At 51.8% G+C, this 19,553-nt stretch carries 17 protein-coding genes and 1 other RNA gene; 12 read left to right on the forward strand and 6 right to left on the reverse strand.

All coding sequences use genetic code 11. The annotated features are described in order from the left end of the window. Positions 1–25: 25 nt before the first annotated feature. A complete protein-coding gene (locus CJA_RS04570) occupies positions 26–2,407 on the reverse strand; it encodes a TonB-dependent receptor (RefSeq protein ID WP_012486577.1) in 2,382 nt (793 codons plus the stop codon). Between the two features lie 261 nt (positions 2,408–2,668). Between CJA_RS04570 and rnpB the strand changes: the two genes are divergently transcribed. Next, positions 2,669–3,038: RNase P RNA component class A (rnpB, locus tag CJA_RS18900), an RNA gene on the forward strand. A gap of 61 nt (positions 3,039–3,099) precedes the next feature. Here the strand turns inward: rnpB and CJA_RS04575 are convergent. Continuing rightward, on the reverse strand, positions 3,100–3,927 hold the full coding sequence (locus tag CJA_RS04575) for a DUF2145 domain-containing protein (protein WP_012486579.1): 828 nt from the start codon (positions 3,925–3,927) through the stop codon (positions 3,100–3,102). A gap of 82 nt (positions 3,928–4,009) precedes the next feature. Beyond that, positions 4,010–4,351 carry a hypothetical protein gene (locus CJA_RS04580; protein WP_012486580.1) on the reverse strand — a complete coding sequence of 114 codons (342 nt, stop codon included), beginning with the start codon at positions 4,349–4,351 and terminating at the stop codon, positions 4,010–4,012. A 162-nt stretch (positions 4,352–4,513) separates the two neighbouring features. Here CJA_RS04580 and CJA_RS04585 point away from each other — a divergent pair, with 162 nt between their 5' ends. The 5 genes from CJA_RS04585 (at position 4,514) to CJA_RS04605 (ending at position 9,476) form a co-directional block, all read left to right on the forward strand. After that, positions 4,514–5,245, forward strand: a complete 732-nt coding sequence (locus CJA_RS04585; protein WP_012486582.1) for a helix-turn-helix domain-containing protein — start codon at positions 4,514–4,516, stop codon at positions 5,243–5,245. 136 nt (positions 5,246–5,381) lie between these two features. Then, positions 5,382–5,798 (forward strand): SMU1112c/YaeR family gloxylase I-like metalloprotein, encoded by a 417-nt coding sequence (gene gloA2 / locus CJA_RS04590; RefSeq protein WP_012486583.1) that lies wholly within the window; start codon positions 5,382–5,384, stop codon positions 5,796–5,798. Between the two features lie 40 nt (positions 5,799–5,838). Beyond that, positions 5,839–6,765, forward strand: a complete 927-nt coding sequence (locus CJA_RS04595; protein ID WP_012486584.1) for a polysaccharide deacetylase family protein — start codon at positions 5,839–5,841, stop codon at positions 6,763–6,765. Between the two features lie 20 nt (positions 6,766–6,785). Further along, complete coding sequence (bdpA, locus tag CJA_RS04600; RefSeq protein WP_041551086.1) at positions 6,786–8,297, forward strand: BAR domain-like protein A BdpA; 1,512 nt, start codon at positions 6,786–6,788, stop codon at positions 8,295–8,297. 201 nt (positions 8,298–8,498) lie between these two features. Then, entirely contained in the window at positions 8,499–9,476 is a 978-nt protein-coding gene (locus CJA_RS04605; RefSeq protein ID WP_012486586.1) for an acyltransferase family protein, read from the forward strand. Positions 9,477–9,545: 69 nt separating this feature from the next. Here the strand turns inward: CJA_RS04605 and CJA_RS04610 are convergent, their stop codons facing one another. Then, positions 9,546–10,403, reverse strand: a complete 858-nt coding sequence (locus tag CJA_RS04610; protein WP_012486587.1) for an ABC transporter ATP-binding protein — start codon at positions 10,401–10,403, stop codon at positions 9,546–9,548. Positions 10,404–10,833: 430 nt separating this feature from the next. Between CJA_RS04610 and CJA_RS04620 the strand changes: the two genes are divergently transcribed. From CJA_RS04620 to CJA_RS04645, 6 genes are all read left to right on the forward strand, one after another. After that, complete coding sequence (locus tag CJA_RS04620; protein WP_012486589.1) at positions 10,834–11,985, forward strand: tetratricopeptide repeat protein; 1,152 nt, start codon at positions 10,834–10,836, stop codon at positions 11,983–11,985. Positions 11,986–12,235: 250 nt separating this feature from the next. Continuing rightward, positions 12,236–13,054, forward strand: coding sequence for a 3-keto-disaccharide hydrolase (locus CJA_RS04625; protein ID WP_012486590.1), 819 nt, complete (start codon positions 12,236–12,238; stop codon positions 13,052–13,054). Between the two features lie 51 nt (positions 13,055–13,105). Continuing rightward, the gene (locus CJA_RS04630) at positions 13,106–13,621 is read left to right on the forward strand and encodes a glutathione peroxidase (protein ID WP_012486591.1); all 516 of its coding nucleotides are present in this window, start codon (positions 13,106–13,108) and stop codon (positions 13,619–13,621) included. A 4-nt stretch (positions 13,622–13,625) separates the two neighbouring features. After that, positions 13,626–14,699: a retropepsin-like aspartic protease family protein gene (locus CJA_RS04635; RefSeq protein WP_148208800.1), complete on the forward strand. Its 1,074-nt coding sequence runs from the start codon at positions 13,626–13,628 to the stop codon at positions 14,697–14,699. Positions 14,700–14,822: 123 nt separating this feature from the next. After that, positions 14,823–15,554 carry a phosphatase PAP2 family protein gene (locus tag CJA_RS04640; RefSeq protein ID WP_148208801.1) on the forward strand — a complete coding sequence of 244 codons (732 nt, stop codon included), beginning with the start codon at positions 14,823–14,825 and terminating at the stop codon, positions 15,552–15,554. Continuing rightward, entirely contained in the window at positions 15,541–17,199 is a 1,659-nt protein-coding gene (locus CJA_RS04645) for a phosphoethanolamine transferase (RefSeq protein WP_012486594.1), read from the forward strand. Before CJA_RS04640 ends, CJA_RS04645 begins: the two co-directional genes overlap by 14 nt. Here CJA_RS04645 and CJA_RS04650 read toward each other — a convergent pair. After that, on the reverse strand, positions 17,160–17,423 hold the full coding sequence (locus tag CJA_RS04650) for a hypothetical protein (RefSeq protein WP_041551090.1): 264 nt from the start codon (positions 17,421–17,423) through the stop codon (positions 17,160–17,162). The two genes, CJA_RS04645 and CJA_RS04650, sit on opposite strands and share 40 nt — an antisense overlap. Before the next feature lie 628 nt (positions 17,424–18,051). Continuing rightward, positions 18,052–19,545: a Ca2+-dependent phosphoinositide-specific phospholipase C gene (locus CJA_RS04655; protein ID WP_012486595.1), complete on the reverse strand. Its 1,494-nt coding sequence runs from the start codon at positions 19,543–19,545 to the stop codon at positions 18,052–18,054. Positions 19,546–19,553: the final 8 nt, after the last annotated feature.

The raw sequence follows: 19,553 nt of genomic DNA on the forward strand, positions 1-19,553 counted from the left end.
TTTTTGTTGAGTTACGCCAATATGATTAGAAGCGGATTGTGCCTTGTAAGGCAACGCTCCTCGGGCGCTCGTAGAAGGCATAGAAGCCAGAGCTTGCGCCCTGGGTCAGGACGCTGGCTACCGGTAATCCATTGGCGTAGGTGATGACCGATTCATCGGTCAGGTTCTTTCCGATCAACGCCAGTTCCCACATATCATTGTCGCCACTTAAGGCAATACGCGCATTGAGTTTGGTAAATGCATCCTGGACAAGGCGTGGATCAAGCGACGGGGTGGTGAGGTAGGAATCGCTATAGATGACATCCAATGTATTCACCAGCTTCAAACCATTACTGAAATTGATGGTGTAATCAATGCCGGCATTGCCCTGCCATTCCGGTGTAAATTCGCGGCGTTTTCCTGTGGCATCACAAATGCCATCGCCCAATGGAGCAATGTTATCCACTTGTCCGAAGTAGCATTGTGAATTGGGAAATTTGGTGTACTCAAAATCGATATAGGCAAATCCACCGCGCAATAGCACGCTATCTGTCAGTGCCCAGCGGCCATCGACCTCCAGCCCCTGGACTACGGCTTCACCCGCGTTGGTCACAATAAAGCTGAGGCTGCCATCAAACTGGCTGGTTTGCATGTTGGTAAATTCGGAGCGGAACAGCGCAGCATTGATTTCTGCTGCGCCCTCGGCCAGTACAAACTTGCCACCTATCTCTATATTGGTGACCTCTTCATCCTCGAATTCCCAAGTGCCATCAAGCTCTGGATATAGGCCATCCAGTGCATTAGGTGCGGCGTTTGCGCGCACATCAAACCCGCCGGATTTGAAACCTGTGGTATAGCTGATATACACCATATCGGTATCGTTGAGGTCGTATTGGATGGTTACGAGTGGCGTAAATGCAGACTCGTTGCGATCACCTTTTATGTTGTGGGGATCGATACGGAAAATTCGCCACAGGCTGTTGTAGGGATCTGATGCTGAGCCTTGGGGCAGTGCCTGGCCATCTGATGTGACATAGTAAAGATGGCGATTGGCTGATTTATCCTCATAGGTGTAGCGGGCACCGAGGATGGTTCGAAATTGATCCGTGATATTCCAGGTAGCCTGGGCAAAGATGGCGTATATATCCGTGGTTTGTGCAAAGTTGCGTTGAGTCGATGCGCCGCGCAACAGGTTTGCGGCTGAGCCTACACTGGATACCAGCGCCGTGGGGATAACACTATTGGTGGGAACCCGGATTTCATCGTGGAAGTCCAGATCGGCCGTTTGGAAAAATGCACCACCCAGATAGCTGAACGTTTGGTCTTCCGGGGATGCGATACGGAATTCCTGGCTGAACTGGCTGTAATCTTCCATAGAGAGGATGTTAAAGCCGGGGGCACCGGTAAAGTCGCAATCACACAGTTCTTCAAAATCATAAGCGTTATAGCCGGTCACTGACGTAAACCGGTGTTCACCTAAAGTCCGCTCGATAGTCAGCGTAATATTCTCGGTGTTGTTGTAACTGTAATCGCCATTGGATTGACGTTTAAAATCGTGGGTTGTGTCCAGCAAATAATTCCCCTGGGTCAGGAGCGCAAGCATGTTGGCATAAGGAATAGCTCCTGGGGGAGGATTGCCATTGCTATCCAGGATTTGCTCGTTGTAAACGGGTTTAATAACTTCAATATTCCGCCCGTTACTATCAAAACTCCCTGTTTCCATTTTGAGTGTGATATCCCACAGCTCATCAGGTTTCCATACCAGGGTGCCGCGTACCACGCGGTTGGTATCATGGGATTCATCGCGGTTAAGGGTGGTGTTTTCCATGTAGCCATCGAGTTCGCTATCCAGGATGGCGACACGCAGGCCGAGGGTATCGCTGAGTGGACTGGACACTACCAGGCGAAGATCCCGCTCGCCGTGTTCAGGCTCATAGAGTGCGCTGAGTTTTGCTTCAAATTCGTTGCCGGGTTTTGCGGTGGTAATGCTGATCGCGCCGGCGGTGGAGTTTTTACCGAAGAGAATACTTTGTGGGCCGCGCAAGACTTCAACGCGCTCCAGATCCAAAAAGGGCGCGCGTGAAAGTTGAGAGCGGCCAAAGTGAATACTATCAACAAATTGTGCTGCCGATTGTTCAAAGCCCTGGTTGACGCCGGAGCTGATACCACGGATGGCAATATTGGTACCTATGCCGGTTTGGGTCATATTAAAACTGGGTATGTAATCACCCAGCTTCTCGATATTGGTGATGCCGGCATTTTCGATTTTTTCACCGGAAACGGCGTTCACGGAAATGGGAACATCACGCAAGCTCTGCACACGTTTTTGTGCGGTAACCAGCACTTCTTCGAGCGCCTGGCCAAAAGAAGGGGCTGAAAAGCTGGCGGCAATAGCGAGGGCGAGCAACTTGGGGGCGTGAGCTCTCACGGGGACTCTCCTAATCTTTTATTTTTAAAGGGTTTATGGATGATTCGCACAGTGATTGAGGCAACCGAAATTACCATCAAGTAATAGCGTAAAGTCGTGAAAATACCAGCTTATGGGAATAAATGGTGATGCTTATTTCCATTTCTGTGGCATTTCGTGACAAAAGTTTTGTATGTCGTCGGGGTTGTTGTTTTTTTAATCGATAGACTTCTTTGTGGGTATGACTTGCACTTTTGTAGCCGTCTGGGTAGTGTGCGCGCCGGAGTTGGCCAGGCAATCGCTCCGCGCATACCTTCCATTGCTGGATAAGGTGCGCCGGGGAGGAAAGTCCGGGCTCCATAGGGCAGAGTGCCAGGTAACACCTGGGAGGCGTGAGCCTACGGAAAGTGCAACAGAGAGTAGACCGCCCAAGCACGCAAGTGCCGGTAAGGGTGAAAGGGTGCGGTAAGAGCGCACCGCGCAACTGGTAACAGGCTGCGGCTAGGTAAACCCCACTCGGAGCAAGACCAAATAGGGGTCCATTGGTGTGGCCCGCACTGGACCCGGGTAGGTTGCTTGAGGCCTGTGGTGACACAGGTCCCAGATGAATGATTGCCCACGACAGAACCCGGCTTATCGGCCGACTCCTTTAATAACGCAAAACCCGGATCAGGCTGACCTGATCCGGGTTTTTTGTTGCTGGATATCGAGTTTTAGCGTTGTGCTAACCAGGGTTGTACATCGCGTAGCGGATTCTGGCTGCCATCTTGTTCAAGAATAATTGCCTCGCGCAATAAGTGGTTTTGGGCAAGGTAGGCGCCTATGCTGCCAAATGTGGCCGTGAGTACCTTGCCTTTGTGGTCGCGTGTGGTGACATCCTTCATCAAGGCACTACCGAGCGCCAATTTCACACCACTGATATGGATTCGCTGGGCCTTGAAATGCGCCTGGGTATTGGCTTTTAACTGGGCGTAATCGGTTGTGTCATAGATGGCCGCGTTAATGACATCCAGGGTGTGCTCGGTGCAGTTTTGGTATTCCTCGTTGAATGGATTGGCGATCACTGAATAGGCGGGTCGGTGTACCTGCTGGTGCACACCGTTTGCATAGGCATTGATCAACCGCTGCTGGAGTCCGGGGGAGGGAATAATAATCCCCGCGCGCAAGGCGTAGGCACTCCAGAAAAAATCGACCGGATAATCGGTAACCAGTTCACTGCGGTCGATTTGTTGTTCCTGTTGATAGAGGTTGTGAATGGCATAGCCTTTTACGACGTCACCCGATGACAGGGTGATGGATGAATAAATCGCAACGGCAGTGTGGGTAAACTCTATACCCTCGGGCAACTCCTCCGCAGGGCGTCCCATGCGACCAATAATAAACGCACGCGCTCCCTTAGCGGCTGCATATTTCTCTACGGATTTGGCAAACAGGGTAATCTCCTCGGTAGCAAATTGCGGTGATGTTTTGGCAGTGCTGCCGGCGACAGAGGGATTGCTCAGTAAGCACAACAAACCGATGAGTGGTAACAGGTTTTTCATGGTCATTTCCTCAAAGTGATATCCGTTTTGTATTGCGGGGCAGGGGCGCTATCTCCTAGCGCCCGTAGAGTTAAAGAGGTGTTTAACGCAATTGTTCGTCAGCCGTGCGTGTACCCATAACCTCTGCAGGGGATGGTGCGGCAGTTAAGGCGGTCTCGCTGACTTCCAGTGGTGGTGCATCAGTGGCGATATCCAGCAGGGCTTTACCGGCCTTTCCGCTTAACTCACCGACTTCACCGGCGATCACCAGGGGAACAGCGACTACGCCACTGGCCAGTTGGCCGGAGGCAATGGCCCCGTGTTTAACCGCCTGGCCAGAATGTTTGAGTGCAGTGCTTGCATTGCCGACGCTATCAGCGGCCAGGGCCGAGTGACCAATGCTCATGAACAGGCCCAGGGTAAATACGGTGTGCAGGTTTTTCATAAAAAATTCCTTTGGTGGATGAGAGAAAAACCGCGCGGTGGCTGTTTCAATATCGCTGTGCCGCCGTGCGATAGAGGCACTATGGCGCTGTGTTCGGGGGGGTGTAAATTTTCCTGGTTGAGGTAGACTGGCGCGAAACCGCCGGTATAGGAATCCAATACCTTGAGCCAGATCAGTACCCTCTGCGATACCCTCAAGCAACTGCTCAAATCACGCAAACTTACCTATAAAGACCTGGCTACCGGCTTATCGCTCAGTGAGGCGAATATCAAACGCATCTTTTCCAGCCAGAGTTTCACCCTGGAGCGCTTGGAGCAGATCTGCCATGTGTTGGAGATCAGCCTTTCGGATTTATTTATGCTGAATGCCCAGCGCGAACACCGCATTTCGCAATTGACGGAAGAGCAGGAAGAGGAGTTGATCCGCGATCCCAAATTGCTGCTGGTAGCAGTTCGGGTGCGCGATGGCTGGACCTTTCAGGAAATCATTGACCAATACCAGGTGAGCGAACATGAATGTATTCGCCTGATGGCACGCCTGGATAAGTTGAAGATGTTGCAACTACTGCCCGGTAACAAATACAAATTGCTGATTGCCCAGGATTTTCGCTGGATTCCCGGCGGCCCCCTGGAGCGGTTTATCAACCGGGAGGTGATCGCTGAATTTATGGGGGGTAACTTTAACCAGGAACAGGCCTTTCGCTTTTACCTGCGCGGCAGTTATTCCGATGCCTCTATTGCTATCCTCAAGCATCGCCTTAACCAATTCACCCAGGAGGCTGCCCAGCTCAACCAGCAGGATGCCAGGTTGCCCCTGGATAAACGCCACTCCCTGGGATTATTACTCGCCATGCGGCCCTGGGAACTGCGCCTGTTTGCATCCATGCGGCGCTAATAGTGAGAACCGGTTAACCCGTTTGGGGTGTTGATTCATTCATCCCGTATACAGTCCTGCTTGATGAAGATGGCCGCCAGATGGGGATGGACTATGGCTCAGGTATACTGGCACCGCTAATCTCCCGGAGGCGATGATGAGTGATACCAATCCCCTGTTAGCGCGGGTACACCATGTGGCAATCATTGCCAGCGATTATGGGCGCTCGCGCGATTTTTACACCCGGGTTCTGGGGTTGACGGTACTGGCTGAACACTATCGCGAGGCGCGCCAATCCTACAAGCTTGACCTGGCCCTGGCCGATGGTACCCAAGTGGAGTTGTTTTCTTTCCCCTGCCCACCGCCGCGCCCTTCGCGCCCGGAGGCTTGCGGGCTGCGTCACCTGGCTTTTGCGGTAGGCGATATGGATGTGGTAGTGGAGCGACTCCTGGGTGAAGGGGTGGCGGTAGAGCCGGTAAGGCTTGATGAGTACACCGGCCAGCGCTACACCTTTTTCCAGGACCCTGATGGCCTGCCGCTGGAGTTGTACGAAGCCCCCCGTGAGGGCGTTTAGGTATACGTTATTTCTGGTGCAAACGATTAAGGAGCCATGCGTGTTCAAACGACTGATCCTGTGTCTTGGTTGCTGTCTGCTGGTAGGCGTGGTCCAGGCTCGCGACCTGGTGATAGCTTTTGAAAATACCCTGCAGGCATCCACCAGCCTGGATGGCGTTGCCCGCTCGCAAATGCTGGTGCGCAACCTGGCCAATGCCGGTGCACCCCAGGCGATGTTTTTGGTTAAAACCTATGGCCTGGACGACAAGGGGCGCAAGCGCCTGGCGCTCTACAGCGATAAGGGGCATCTATTGGTAAATGCCGGCCATGGCCATAGCCTGGTTACCAAAAGTGATCTTTACGCCTATGAAATTGGCATCCTCAAAGCCAACCGCCAGTTGAAACGATACCCCGGCTATCACAAGCATGTGCATTTTTCCTATTTGCATGAGCGGGGAGACAAGGTACTCCAGGCTGGACTCGCTGAATTTTTGCGCGATCGGGGATATCAACCCGCCTTTACCAATCCCAATCCCCTGCGTGGAACGGATGCCTACCTCAATCAGTTGTACCAGCAAAAGGTTCGCAATAACCGTCGCGTTGATATGGACGCGTTGGAAAACCTCTACGTAGACCTGGTCGAAAAAATGATGGTTGCGCAGGATACGCCGGTATTTTTAATGCTGGGCTATAGGCCGCCGCAAGTGCTGGTCCTGCAGGAGACGGATTTGAGTGCTTATTTCATCGTGCCGGTTATTGAGCGCCTGCAGGCCCGAGGCTATCGCCTGATTGCCGCAGAGCGCGCATTTTCTGACCCTGTTGCCAATCCGCTGATGACTGGCGGCTTTGGCAGTAACACCTACTGGCCGGTTATCACCGGAATGCCGGATGAGCGCACTGCCTATCCGCGCGTACTGGGTGCGCGCAAAGCCTGGCTGGATTCGTTAATCCAGCAATACATCCCTGAATTATTGCAACAACCTTGACGTTCTTGAGATACACATTTATGAGAGCCATGATCTCTGCATTGAGTTTAATTAGCCTGCTGGGGGTGAATGTAGCCCTTGCCCAGGAAAAATCGAGCATTTTTAAAAGCGGTTTTGATGGCAAGCCCGAAACCGATAAGTGGGTCATTATGTACGGTGCCGGTTTTGCCAAAGAAGCTGCGCGTACTGGTGAGGGCTCGCTTAAAGTGCTTGAAGGCGAAGCCTCGGTGCGCACGCGCCAGGCATTGAGTGAGCAGGGTACCCTGGAGCTGTGGGTTAAATCGGAAAGTGCAGCGACCGAGTACACCATTAGTATCCTGGTCTCGCCCGTGCAAAACAGTGACAGTGCCTGGGTGCAAGTTGGACAAATCAAAGGCTCACAGGAAACCGGTGAGTATTATGCCAAGCGTATTTCCATCGACGATCCGGGTAAGAAGTTTTTGCGCCTGGATATCAAGACTGCCAATGGCCATATTTGGATTGATGACCTGCGCGTGGAAAAAATCCTGCTGGATACAGCATTACAAAAAAACCAGCAAAAGGTTATCAGTGAAGTCCTGGATAAATTGCGTGCGGACAAAGACTACCAGGTTCAGGCGGAGGCATTGCGCACCCTTGGGAAAAACTATGCGGCGCAAATTGATATCCAGCGCCAATACCTCGAATATGCCAATGGTATCTATTCCAGTGTAACCCTGGTGCTGGCGACATCCGAGCGCAGCAAAATGGCCAACCCGCTGGCCTACCAAACCTTCAAAACGGTGGTTGATGATGTCCGCACCGTTTCTTCTCCCATACAAAAAGCGCGTACCGATTCACTGTTGAAACCCTTGGGGGATATAGCGACCACATCGCTAAACATCATGACCAATGGCACCTATGCCGCCTTTGCAGAACCCTTTAAGACCATCGTGGCGACTGTCTTTGATCGCAGCTCCTATGAGAATGCAGGATTGAGCCGCAAGGAGCGTAAATTTGCCGAGAAAAATGGCTTGCCAACCTTTGCCAAAACAGAAAGCTTTTTAAGCGAGATAGAAAAGGAGTTGAATACCGTTACGGCCCTGGATAAAGACCTGCTGGATATCCAGCGCGAACTGGATAAGTATCGCAAGGATCTCGATAAGCATCTGAAGGAGTCGCTGATTGCCGGAGGAATGGGGCGCGGGCAGGAAAACTATAACCGTGTATTGAGCAAGGATGAGGCGACGCGCAATGCGGCCCTGGAAGAAATTAACAATTACTTCATGTTGCAGGCAGAGAGTTACCAAAACCACTCCAGCTCCAATACCCAATTCCTGCAGTTTATGATGAAGGCGACCAGTACCATGGAGGAATCCCAGGTATTCAAGGAGCGTTTTAACCAGATCGCTTCTTCGGTGATCACTTTCTACGATAAGTTTGATCGCTCTATTGCGGCGGATCAAAACCCCTTTACCGATGACAAGGACCGCAAAGTATGGGAGGCGCGCGCTGTTAAGGTGCGTGCCTACATTAAAGAGTCCAAAGAGGCTTTTACCAAAGCCTATATGTAATTTCTCTCCGCTGATTGATCCCCGGTTGTTTTTGCCTGTGCCGGCCGCGTTGTTGAGGGCTGGCGCCAGGCATCTCCCCCCCTCCTTTTTTTGCAGCAACACCCATTGCTATCAGGTTCATGTCTTGCCAGGATTCTGCTGGTGCATTATTTGCACAGTTTCATGAAGGCGTTTGTGCCTTGATTCCATGGAGGTATTGTCATGCAGCGAAATCTGGCGCTGGATTGGTTAAAGTTGGTCTTGGCCTTGATGGTGGTGGGATTGCACAGTGTGTTTTTGCGCGAAACCAGTCCCCAGGTCAGTTATTGGCTGAGCAATAGTGTCTTTCGCATGGCGGTTCCCATTTTTTTAGTGATTAACGGTTATTATTTTTTTTCGGTAGTGCATCAATCACCCCAGGCCTGGTTTAAGCGTGTGCTATTGCTCTACGTATTCTGGATGCTGGTGTACAGCTATTTTTGGTTGGGGGATTGGCAATGGTCGGTTGTTGGCCTGGCTAAACAGGTAAAGGACGTTGTACTGGGGTACGATCACCTCTGGTACTTGCCGGCAATGCTGGGCGCTGCCGCCATCCTCTATGGGGTGCGCGGCTGGTCGACAGGCAAATTGTTATTCAGCGCCCTTGTGTTGTATACCCTTGGTTTGGTGTTGCAATACGCGGGTAATTATCACCTGGCCGGCGAGGGATTGCTGGACCGACTATTAAATACCTTTTGGGTATATCGCAATTTCCTGTTTTTCGGATTTCCGTTTTTTACCCTTGGCTATGTGTTGCGTAAATTACACTTACAGCATGAATGTGGTGAATCAGTCGCACTGTTTCAAATGCCCTTGGCTGCCCTGTCAATGCTGACATCGGTTGCCTGGCTGTGCCTGTTGGGTGAGGTGGTGGTGAACTGGTATGCCCTGCCTAAGGCGGAAGGGTTTGATATGCTGGCCAGTTTGTTATGGGTTTGTCCTTTGGTGTTTGTGCTGGTGTGTCGCTGCAATGTGCCAGGTGACAGCAGGCAGATCGCCAATTGTGCAACAGCTATTTATTTTATCCACCCTTTGTGGATTGCTTTTTTTACCCAGTTTATTCCCTTGGGAAGCCTCATGACCCTGTGGGTGACGCTTGGCTCACTGGTATCTGCTTATGTGTTGATCCAGTTACAGCGTTACTGGCGCTTTATATTGTAGGTTTGTTATTGCCCCAACAGAAAAAGCCCCTTGCGGGGCAGCAGAGGAATTGGGTGTGGAAAATCTTTTTCAGGCCACACTTTTTTGATGGTGTGGTTCAGCCTCCATTTTCTTTTCGGCGCGTTTTGTTGCAATGGGTTCAACTTTTTTTTGCTTTTCATACAGGAAACGTAACACTGCCGAGCGATAGTGGTTGTATTGCGGATCATCTGCCAGTTCAAGGCGATTGCGTGGTCGCTCCAGCTTAACATCTAAAAGCTCACCAACAGTTGCTGCCGGGCCATTGGTCATCATCACAATGCGATCGGAGAGCAATACGGCTTCGTCTACATCATGGGTGATCATGATGACGGTATTGCCCAGGGCATTCTGGATCTCCATCAATGAGTCCTGCAGATGCGCGCGAGTCAGTGCATCAAGGGCGCCAAAGGGTTCGTCCATTAACAGGACCTGCGGTTCCATGGCCAGGGCACGGGCGATTCCAACGCGCTGTTTCATACCGCCGGAAATTTCATCGGGGCGCTTGTGCATAGCGTGTGTCATATGCACCAGTTCGAGATTGTGTTCTATCCAGTCGCGCATTTCGACTTTGTTTTTTTTGCCTTTAAACACCCGCTTTACACCCAGCTCGACATTTTCGTAGGCCGTTAACCAGGGAAGTAGTGAGTGGTTTTGAAAAACAACGGCGCGCTCGGGGCCGGGAGAATTTACTTCTTTGCCATTCAGCAATACGCCGCCGGTAGTTGCTTTATATAAACCTGCAACAATATTGAGTACGGTGGATTTGCCGCAGCCGGAATGGCCAATCAGTGAAACAAACTCTCCCTTGCTGATTTTCAAACTGACATTTTGCAGCGCGCAAAAAGGCCCTTTGGGAGTGGGGAATTCAATTCCTACCTGGCTGAGTTCGAGATGTGGCTGGCTCATGGCATTTTCCTCTGGCGGTCACATAAATAGGGGAAGCGGTGTTTGGAAAGGTTTATTCAAACACTATGCCAATTACATCAATGCACTTTTGCTGCGCATGGATATACGGATTTCTTATGGCGCCTGATTGTTTTTTTAGATGTTTGCACGCTGCTGGTTCGTGAAAAAAGTGGCGTGCGCTTTTTTGAGGCCATAAAAGAGGAGGTGTACGTGCGTGATAGGGACAACTATCGGTGCGCGCTTGCTCTGTTATTGCACACTATGGTTTTTGCGCGATGTCGTGCACTGGCCAAGCGTGTATTTGCTGTTAGGGATGTTTACAAAAATTTTCATAAATTTTAGTGGGTTAGATATCAGGAAGCCTTAGGCAATCCGTGCGTTTTAGCTCTATACTCTGCAAAGCATGTGACTTCACCCTACTGAGTTACCCATGAAAATAATCAATAAATATGTCTTTTTAAGTTGGTTTCTATTGAGCGGCTGTTCCTCTGTGGTGCACGACGCGCGCGTTTCTCCCAATGACGCTGTACTTGCGCAGGCGTTGAGTGGAACCCCGATATTGGGACGCGACTACCAAACCCGTGAATTGCCTGATGAAGATCTGTTTACCCTGACACCGGAAATGCAACGCTTTGCCGATGAGGCAGTGGCAGGTAAGCGTGGACAGGATAATAAAGCCGAGGCGCTTCATGTGGGTTTGATGGGCGCGCCGGAATCCGGTGGGCGGGGAATTTCTTACAGCGCTTACAGTACCAATACCGCACGCGATGCATTTTATAATCGCGAGGCTAACTGCCTGAGTTACACCCTGTTGTACGTCAGTATGGCCAAGTACATTGGCCTTAATGCGCACTATAACGAAGTCCTCCTGCCGCCGACCTGGGACATGCGCGGCGATAACACCTATTTATTCATGCGCCATGTCAACGCCAAGGTGGTTCTGCCCAAATTATTTCGCAACCTGGTACGTGTTGCCGATGTAGGCTCGGGGGACGATATAGTCGTGGATCTGGAATTGCGCCTGTTCAGGGCCAATTACAAGCAGCGCGAAATCAGTAAGGATCAAATTGCTGCCCAGTTTTACAGCAACCGAGGTATGGAACTGGCGGCAAATGGCGAGTTTAGTGCAGCGTTTTTAAACCTGCGCAAAGCCTTGTTGCTTGAGCCCAAGGCCAGTTATATCTGGAGCAACTTCGGCAGCCTGTATCGCCGCCAGGGGTTATTGCCTGAAGCGGAGGCGATTTATTTACGCGGCTTGAACGTTAACCCCAGCGATTACACAATCATGCACAACCTGGCTGGCTTGTATCGTGAAATGGGCGACGATGCCAAACAAAAAGAATACATGAGCAGGGTGCGTCGCCATCGCTCGGCCAATCCTTATTATCAATACAAGGTTGCCCAGGAAAAGCTGGATGCCAAAGAGTATGGCCAGGCGCGCCTTTATATTGAAAAAGCTATCAAGCAGGAGAAAAAGGAGCCGCGCTTTTACCGCCTGGCGATAGAAATTTACGAGGCGATGGGCGATCAGAAGGCTGCTGATAGAGCGCGTGAACTCTTGGATAAAAGCTATGAGGGGTAAACCGTAATGAAAGTTAAGACTGCTTAAGGATTCTTAAGGTGGTTCCTTGCGCCGGGCTGGTAAGGGCATAGGTGCGAACTCACCGCCGTGTCGGGAATGTGTATGCAAGCGTATGTGATCGGGGCCAGTTCGCCTGTTTGCGTAAAAGACTGTAATGGTCGGCGTGGATATATAGACGCCTATGCCGGTGGCTTTTAGGCTGGCGGGCTTTATTCTCTATCCCTTTTACTGATCCCGAGGAGTGTTCCCAATGGATTCTGTGCGTCACCTGATTGGCGGAGCCTGGCTGCTGGCCCTGAGCAGTGGAGTTATGGCGGGGGAATGGCAATCCCTGTTCAATGGCCGGGACCTGCAAGGCTGGGAGGCTTATATCAGCTATCAACCGGAAACCAATGCCCATGACCTCAAGTCCAAACACAAACCGCGTGGTGTCGGGCAGGATCCCAAACAGGTATTCAGTGTGGTGGATGGCCTGTTGCGTGTGTCCGGGGAGGAGTGGGGCGGTTTGACGACCGACGCCGAGTTTGAAAATTTCCACCTGAGCATGGACATGAAATGGGGTGAGAAAAAATGGCCGCCACGGCTGGATGCCAAACGCGATAGCGGCATCCTGTACTTTGCCGCAGGGCCCCATGGCGCACAAAGCGATCACTGGATGCGCAGCCATGAGTTTCAAATCCAGGAGGGCGATTGTGGCGATTACCACAGCCTGGATGGGGTGAGCGTCGATGCGTCCGTCGGCCCGGCCAATGAAGGCAATTGGCATTTTTACCGCTATGATCCCTCGCTGCCGCTCACGCGCGATATAGCGGCACGGATCCTCAAGCGCGGTGATTACGAAAAACCGAGCGGCGAGTGGAATACCCTGGAGGTCATCGCCGATGGCCATACCCTGATCCATAAGGTCAATGGCCACGAGGTCTTGCGTGCCCACAACTCCTGGCAGTTAAGCGGCGGTCGCAAGCTGCCCCTGGTGCGTGGCAAAATCCAGATCCAGTCTGAAGGTGCGGAAGTTTTTTATCGCCATATCCGTATCCGCTCCCTGGATAAACCGGCGGCAGAATATTAACCAATCCGTGTAACGTGATTGATTCGAGCCCAGTCGTTCACGAGGTGCTTTATGACCAGTCCCTTCTTCCAGTTTACGGCCGATAGCCTGGCCGGCCAGCCGGTATCCCTGGCGGATTACAGCGGACGGTGGGTGCTGGTTGTAAACACGGCCAGCCAATGCGGTTTTACCCCGCAATATGCCGGCCTGGAACAGCTCTACCAGAAATACAGGGATAAGGGGTTGGTGATCCTGGGGTTCCCTTGTAACCAGTTTGGCGGGCAGGAGCCGGGCGATGCCAGTGATATTGCCCAAACCTGCCAGGTTAACTACGGGGTGACCTTTCCCATGTTTGCCAAGATTGATGTGAATGGTGCTGATGCCCACCCGCTGTTTCATTGGCTCAAGGCGGCGTTGCCCGGTTTACTGGGGCAATCGATTAAATGGAATTTCACCAAGTTCCTGCTTGATCCCGAGGGAAAACCGGTCAAACGTTTTGCGACAGTGACCAAACCTGAAGCCATCGATCGTTATCTTCAGGCGAAAATTCGCAGTCAACACAGCTCGACAGCCCGGGCGGGGGAATAGCCGGGTGAAGCGTACAACAACCGGTGTACTGATGGTGGTTGCTTTTGCGGCAGGTGTGCTGGTGACGGAATATCGCTACCGACTGCAAGTCCCTCCGGCAGCGCACACCGTTGTCCCGCCGGAAGTAATTGAGCCTGCTATCTCACCCGCTCCCACACAGTCCCAACCACCCGCTGCCCTGCCTGGGGCAGAAGCCCCGCTGTGGGATGAGATCCAGCGTTTGCTGGCCGGTGGTGACCAGGTACAGGCGGCCCAGTCCCTGAGGCGTTATTTGCAACAGCATCCACAATCGGCGCCCGCCTGGTTACTGCTGGCGCAAGTGCAGCAACAACTGGGCAGGCAACGCGAATCAGTCGATGCCTGGTTCCAATATTTGCGCTACGAATTGGATGCCGCAAAAGTGGAAGGCGCTATCCAGCACCTTAAGCAGTACCTGCTCAAATTGGCACAGAGCCCGAGCCTGTTTGGTGAAGAGCGTTTATGGTTGATCGAGCAGATTAACAACCTGATCAAACTCACCGCCGATGACGGTGAGCTGCATTTGGCCCTGGCAAACCTGCACCTGAATAATGAGGATCGCGATCAGGCACAATACCATGCCCTGATGGCGGTTAATCATCCGCAATCCCAACCTCAGGCAGAAGCGATCCTGGCAAAGCTCAATGGCGATCAAATTGATGCCGCCCTGGGTGAAACGCTGGAAATTCCCCTGACTCGCTATGGCAATCAATTCCTGGTGGAGGTCAGTATCGAAGGCAATAGCGCCCGGTTATTACTGGATACCGGCGCATCGCTCAGCGGTGTGACCAGCCGCTACCTGGAACAGCATCCCTATCTGGTAAAAAACCGTAAACCCATCCAACTCAATACGGCCAGTGGTAGTGTCGATTCCTATTTATTTACGGTAGAGCAACTCAACCTGGCCAGTATCCCTTTCCACAAACACCTGCTTGCCCATTTGCCCATGGGCGATACCCGTGAGTTTGATGGATTGCTCGGCGTCGATATCCTGGGGCGCTTTGATTTTGTGATCGACCAGAGTGCGGCGCGCTTGCGTTTAAGTAAACGTGCAGAATAATTCCAAGGCTTAAGATTCGTTTAAGCAACCCCCTATATGATCCGCAAATAGTTGAACTGCTGTGTTGGCAGCACCTCACTTTTTTCCTCTGCATTTTTTCTGATACCAAGACATTTCACACTGATGAAATTAACGCTGACATTAATTTTTCCCCGCTATTGGATGGGCGTCGCTTGGGGGGCAATACTACTGTTATTGGCGACGGCACTATTGGAAATCTTTCAAATAGACAGCCAGTTGGCTGATTATTTATATCGCAGCCAGGGTGGCGGGTGGATATTCAGGCGTGAATGGATAACCGCCGTATTGGTGCATAAAGGGGGTAAATATCTTTCTCTTGCACTCTTGGCCTGCCTCTCACTGTTATGGGCATTTTCTTATCGCCTGGATGTATTAAAAAATCTCCGTATTCACTGTCGCTATTTAGTGGTAACAGCCCTATCAAGCTGTACGCTTGTCAGTTTGTTAAAAGCAACAACCCATATTTCCTGTCCCTGGGATTTTGCACGTTATGGCGGTGACCTTGAATATATATCCCTGGCCCAACAGCTATGGCTGGGGACGGGTGACGGCTGTTTTCCGGCGGGGCATGCCAGTGCCGGTTATGCCTGGATGGGACTGTATTTTGTGGGGCTTTTTTATCGCTCAGTATGGCGCTGGCTTGGATTCGGTATTCCCCTCTTATCGGGCGTTGTTTTTGGGGTTTCCCAACAGCTTCGCGGCGCCCATTTTTTATCGCATGATCTCTGGTCTCTGGGAGTTTGCTGGATAATCGCTTTCATCCTGTATCAACAGTTGTTGCAGCCTTATATACCCACTAGCCAACAGGGAGTAGCACGCCGTGAGCGGGGATAAAGTCTTACCGGGGTATCATTCCCTGAGGGCTCAGGAGCAGCAGCGTGAGCCGGACATTACCCGTCGTCAATTTGCCATTGTGTTGGCACTGGTGTTTACCCTGCTCTTGAATAAGTCATTTTTCGAATCGGCCTGGGCCACGATTGGTTTTGATACTGTCAAGGATTGGCTGTTTGCCGCCAGTCTGGTAGGTGTTGTGTTATTGGTTAACCTGTTTTTCTTTAGCCTTGTCAGCCTTCCATTCCTGCTAAAGCCCTTGGGTATTGCACTGCTATTGGGCGGCGCATTATCAGCGTATTTTATGGACATCTATGGTGTAGTCATCGATAAGGAGATGCTGCGCAATGTGATGGAAACTGACATCAACGAATCCATGGATCTTATTAGCCCCCGATTGTTGGCTTATATCCTGGTACTGGGAATATTGCCATCGCTCTTGATCCTCAGGCTTAACATTGTGTCTGGCCCTGTTGGGGATGAACTGTTAAAGCACGTGTTATTGAGTGTGGGAGCCCTGGTCGTGGCACTGCTGTTAATACTGGCCTTGCCCGATTATTACTCTTCGTTTTTTCGTAACCATAAATATGTGCGTATGATGCAAAACCCCCTGGGGTTTATTAACGCAAGTGTTTCGTTGGTTCAGGATGGGATGCGCAAGCCTATCCTGGTTGAACCGATTAGCGAGGGGGCCTTTTTAGGTAGGGGTGTCTCGGCGCAAACCAAGCCGGTGTTGGCGGTCTTTGTGGTTGGCGAGACAGCCCGCGCAGCCAATTTCGGGCTTGGCGGCTATGCCCGCGATACAACCCCGCTGCTAAAACAACAGGATATTATTTACTTCAATGACTTTTGGTCCTGCGGTACTTCAACGGCTGTGTCTGTACCCTGCATGTTTTCGCTGTTGACTCGCAAGGAATACACGCATACCAAGGCCAGGTCACTCCATGGGTTGCTGGATTTTGTCAAGGCGGCAGGTGTTGGAGTCCTGTGGCGTGACAATAATTCCGGCTGTAAAGGTGTTTGTGATCGCGTTGACTATGAAGTGCTTGACCCCACCCATCATACGGATTTGTGCCATGGCGAGGATTGCTACGATGAAATTTTGTTGCGCAACCTGGCTGCAAAAGTCACTCGGGGCCACCACTTTATTGTCCTGCATCAAAAAGGGAGCCATGGCCCTGCCTACAATCGCCGCTACCCTGACGCGATGCAGGTTTTTAGTCCGGTATGCGCAACCAACCAGCTGCACCACTGCTCAAGCGAAGCCCTGGTCAATGCCTACGACAATACCATCCGATACACGGATTATTTCCTGGATCAGTTAATTAACTGGCTAACGGCGATGGAGCAAACGCACAACACCCTGATGGTGTATGTATCGGATCATGGTGAATCCCTGGGCGAGGGCAATATGTACCTCCATGGTATGCCCTATGCAATTGCTCCCCAATACCAGATCCATGTGCCTTTTATTTTCTGGGCTTCACCCGGGTTTTACACGGATAGGGGAATGGAGCAGTCCTGTGTGCGACAACAAAAGGATAAAACCTTTAGCCACGACAACATTTTCCATTCCGTGTTGGGGTTGTTGGATATCAACACGCCATATTACAAAGGGGCGCTGGACATGTTTCGTCCGTGCCTGTAACGAAAGGGGCTAACCCCCTGGGTAAGCTTTATTAAAAACCCCGGTGTCTTTTGGCAGAGCCTGACAGCGCCTTTCTCATCCATGACTGTGGTCAAACCACCCATCATCTTGGCTACAGTGATGGAGTTTTCGTCCAGTTTGTATTGGGCTTCGGCAATGGTGAATGCCATCTGCCGGATCATATCGCCCATGGGAGCAGTCAGTAATTCCTGACCAATTGCCATTGTCTTTCTCTTGGGGGATTCCTGGCTCAATTCACAATAAAAAGAGTGTTGGTTACCTTGCTTGCTGCAGGGGCAAACTCAGGTATATGCACAACAAGTCTCCGTCTTATAACAAGTGCTAAATGCCTTACAACTTTCCTATCTTTTTTACGTGCGTATTTTGTTGCTTCGTGCGCTTTTTTTGTGTTTTTCTGGTGTGGATTTTTTGTTTTTTTGCGTTGCTGCGCTGTATGGGAAATGAATTTTTTAAGGGCAGTCTTGTGCGCCTGTGCGGCGTGTATATCCGCTCCAAGGATAAGTGACTGCTTATGTGTCGAAAAAATCTAGCAGAGAGTGTTTCAGCCGTAAAGCGGTGAAAATGCGCCACCCTGCGGTGATGTATTTTTTACGCGCGATGCAATTCTTGATGAAATCGTTCAAAGGCGAGTGGGAGCCCGTTGATCGTGTTACTAAAATTTTTTTTGCCAGGATTTTGAGTTGACGCTGAAATTTTTATTTGCGGTGAGAGCTTTATGGAGTTGGGTGCCATAATTTTTTTGTGCGGTGGAATTTTACCGGTGCTGTTAACGCAAACTGGATGAAGCCTGTAAACAGGACATCCAGTTTGCAGAGTCTGGCGTGTAAAGCGCTAGCTGCAGTTTGCCGAGCCTGGTTTGGGGCCCAGGCTGGCAGCGTCTGCCGGGCTGCTGGTGAACTGGCCGGACGCCTTGGCGCCAATGGCAATGCCATTAGCGGGAGGCGTCGCGCCACCGAACAGCCATTTGACCGATCCGGCACTGTGGGAACTGGCAACCCAGCCTGGCAGTTGCAGGGCGTTATCAACCGACGCACTGCCCACGGCGAGCCAGGTTGAGCCGTCGATGGAGAAAAATGCCGTAGCTGACTTGCCATCCATGGCCACATCGAGCCGAATCCAGATTGGCGTGTTGCTGCCGACCAGTGGATTGCCATTGCCCCCCAGGGGAATCTGCGCGTCGATAGCCTGGGTTTTTTGGTCAGTGTCGCGGCGGTATTGGATGCGCAACCCATTGCTGCCTGTGCGCAGTATGGCGATGTAAGCTGCATTGTCTGCATTGGAGGCGCGCACCATGACGCCGGCCTTGATCCAGCCGTTGACATGGGATGTCGGGTTACCGATAAACGCAACCTGCGATTTACCGGCTGGGGCAGTGTCGTCGTAGCGGAAATAACAACTGTCGTTTTTATCCCAGATATCACCCGAGTTCACGGTGATCGCACAAAGCGCCCCTGGCTCTGTCAGCGGCGCGCTTGTCTGGGCATCAATCGGGGTAAAGGGATAACCGGTTTCCGGCAGGTCGGTGCGGGCCCACGCATCGACCAGGGCATTGACCATGTTGGTGGTCAGGTGGTTAATCTTGGCTTTCCAGGCGTTGCACCAGGATTTCTGGCTATCCAAACCGTAGGCACGGCTGATAAACCCCGCGCTGGCAATATCGCTGCCGAGGCTGGTGTGGCTCGAATCCAGATTGAAGAAAACCGCATAGTTGAATTGACTGATCTGATTGCTGGAACTGATTTCCGGGGCGACAAACGCCAAGCGCTGGTTGGCGGTCTTGCCATTGTCCACATACTGGTTCAGGTGGGATGTCGGTGATGACAGGTCGCCAGTCGTGCATGCAATCATGAACTTGCCGCGCAACTGGTCGAGCGGAGGCCAGCCGTAGCTGGCCACGGCTGCCTGCAGGTTGGTCTCGGTGCCGATCAAATCCGGTGGCCCCCAAATCGCGTCGCGTCCCAGTTTGCTCACCAGCAGTCGGTCGAGTGCCTCCGGGGTGTGGTTACCGGTGGTATTAAAACTGTCCTTAAGATCCAGCCAGAGGGTGACCACCTCATGGTCGGGTACGGCCAGATGGAATGCACAGAGCACATCCAGGGCGTCGGAGAGGCGATTGACGCTGCTGGCCTGGTCGACGACCGAGACATGATAGACGTACCAATCCCCCTCCAGCGGCGGCCAATTGGCGTTGTCATTGCCGTTGTGGATATCAATCTCAAGGGAGCGGATACGCCAGTAGAGCGCCTGGTCAGGGTAGCCCTCCAGGCGCTGGTAACTGTTGTGCGATCCTTTCTGGCGCACCTGGTTATAGCAAAGCGATGTCATGGTAATCA

The organism is Cellvibrio japonicus Ueda107 (genome assembly GCF_000019225.1).
Lineage (GTDB): Bacteria > Pseudomonadota > Gammaproteobacteria > Pseudomonadales > Cellvibrionaceae > Cellvibrio > Cellvibrio japonicus.

What these genes read in the sequence shown, in the direction of transcription:
- CJA_RS04580 (WP_012486580.1), bottom strand. Translation starts at nt 4,351, where the DNA reads ATGAAAAACCTGCACACCGTATTTACCCTGGGCCTGTTCATGAGCATT.
- CJA_RS04620 (WP_012486589.1), top strand. Translation starts at nt 10,834, where the DNA reads ATGAAAATAATCAATAAATATGTCTTTTTAAGTTGGTTTCTATTGAGC.
- CJA_RS04575 (WP_012486579.1), bottom strand. Translation starts at nt 3,927, where the DNA reads ATGAAAAACCTGTTACCACTCATCGGTTTGTTGTGCTTACTGAGCAAT.
- CJA_RS04625 (WP_012486590.1), top strand. Translation starts at nt 12,236, where the DNA reads ATGGATTCTGTGCGTCACCTGATTGGCGGAGCCTGGCTGCTGGCCCTG.
- CJA_RS04605 (WP_012486586.1), top strand. Translation starts at nt 8,499, where the DNA reads ATGCAGCGAAATCTGGCGCTGGATTGGTTAAAGTTGGTCTTGGCCTTG.
- CJA_RS04655 (WP_012486595.1), bottom strand. Translation starts at nt 19,545, where the DNA reads ATGACATCGCTTTGCTATAACCAGGTGCGCCAGAAAGGATCGCACAAC.
- bdpA (WP_041551086.1), top strand. Translation starts at nt 6,786, where the DNA reads ATGAGAGCCATGATCTCTGCATTGAGTTTAATTAGCCTGCTGGGGGTG.
- CJA_RS04640 (WP_148208801.1), top strand. Translation starts at nt 14,823, where the DNA reads ATGAAATTAACGCTGACATTAATTTTTCCCCGCTATTGGATGGGCGTC.
- gloA2 (WP_012486583.1), top strand. Translation starts at nt 5,382, where the DNA reads ATGAGTGATACCAATCCCCTGTTAGCGCGGGTACACCATGTGGCAATC.
- CJA_RS04610 (WP_012486587.1), bottom strand. Translation starts at nt 10,403, where the DNA reads ATGAGCCAGCCACATCTCGAACTCAGCCAGGTAGGAATTGAATTCCCC.
- CJA_RS04630 (WP_012486591.1), top strand. Translation starts at nt 13,106, where the DNA reads ATGACCAGTCCCTTCTTCCAGTTTACGGCCGATAGCCTGGCCGGCCAG.
- CJA_RS04650 (WP_041551090.1), bottom strand. Translation starts at nt 17,423, where the DNA reads ATGGCAATTGGTCAGGAATTACTGACTGCTCCCATGGGCGATATGATC.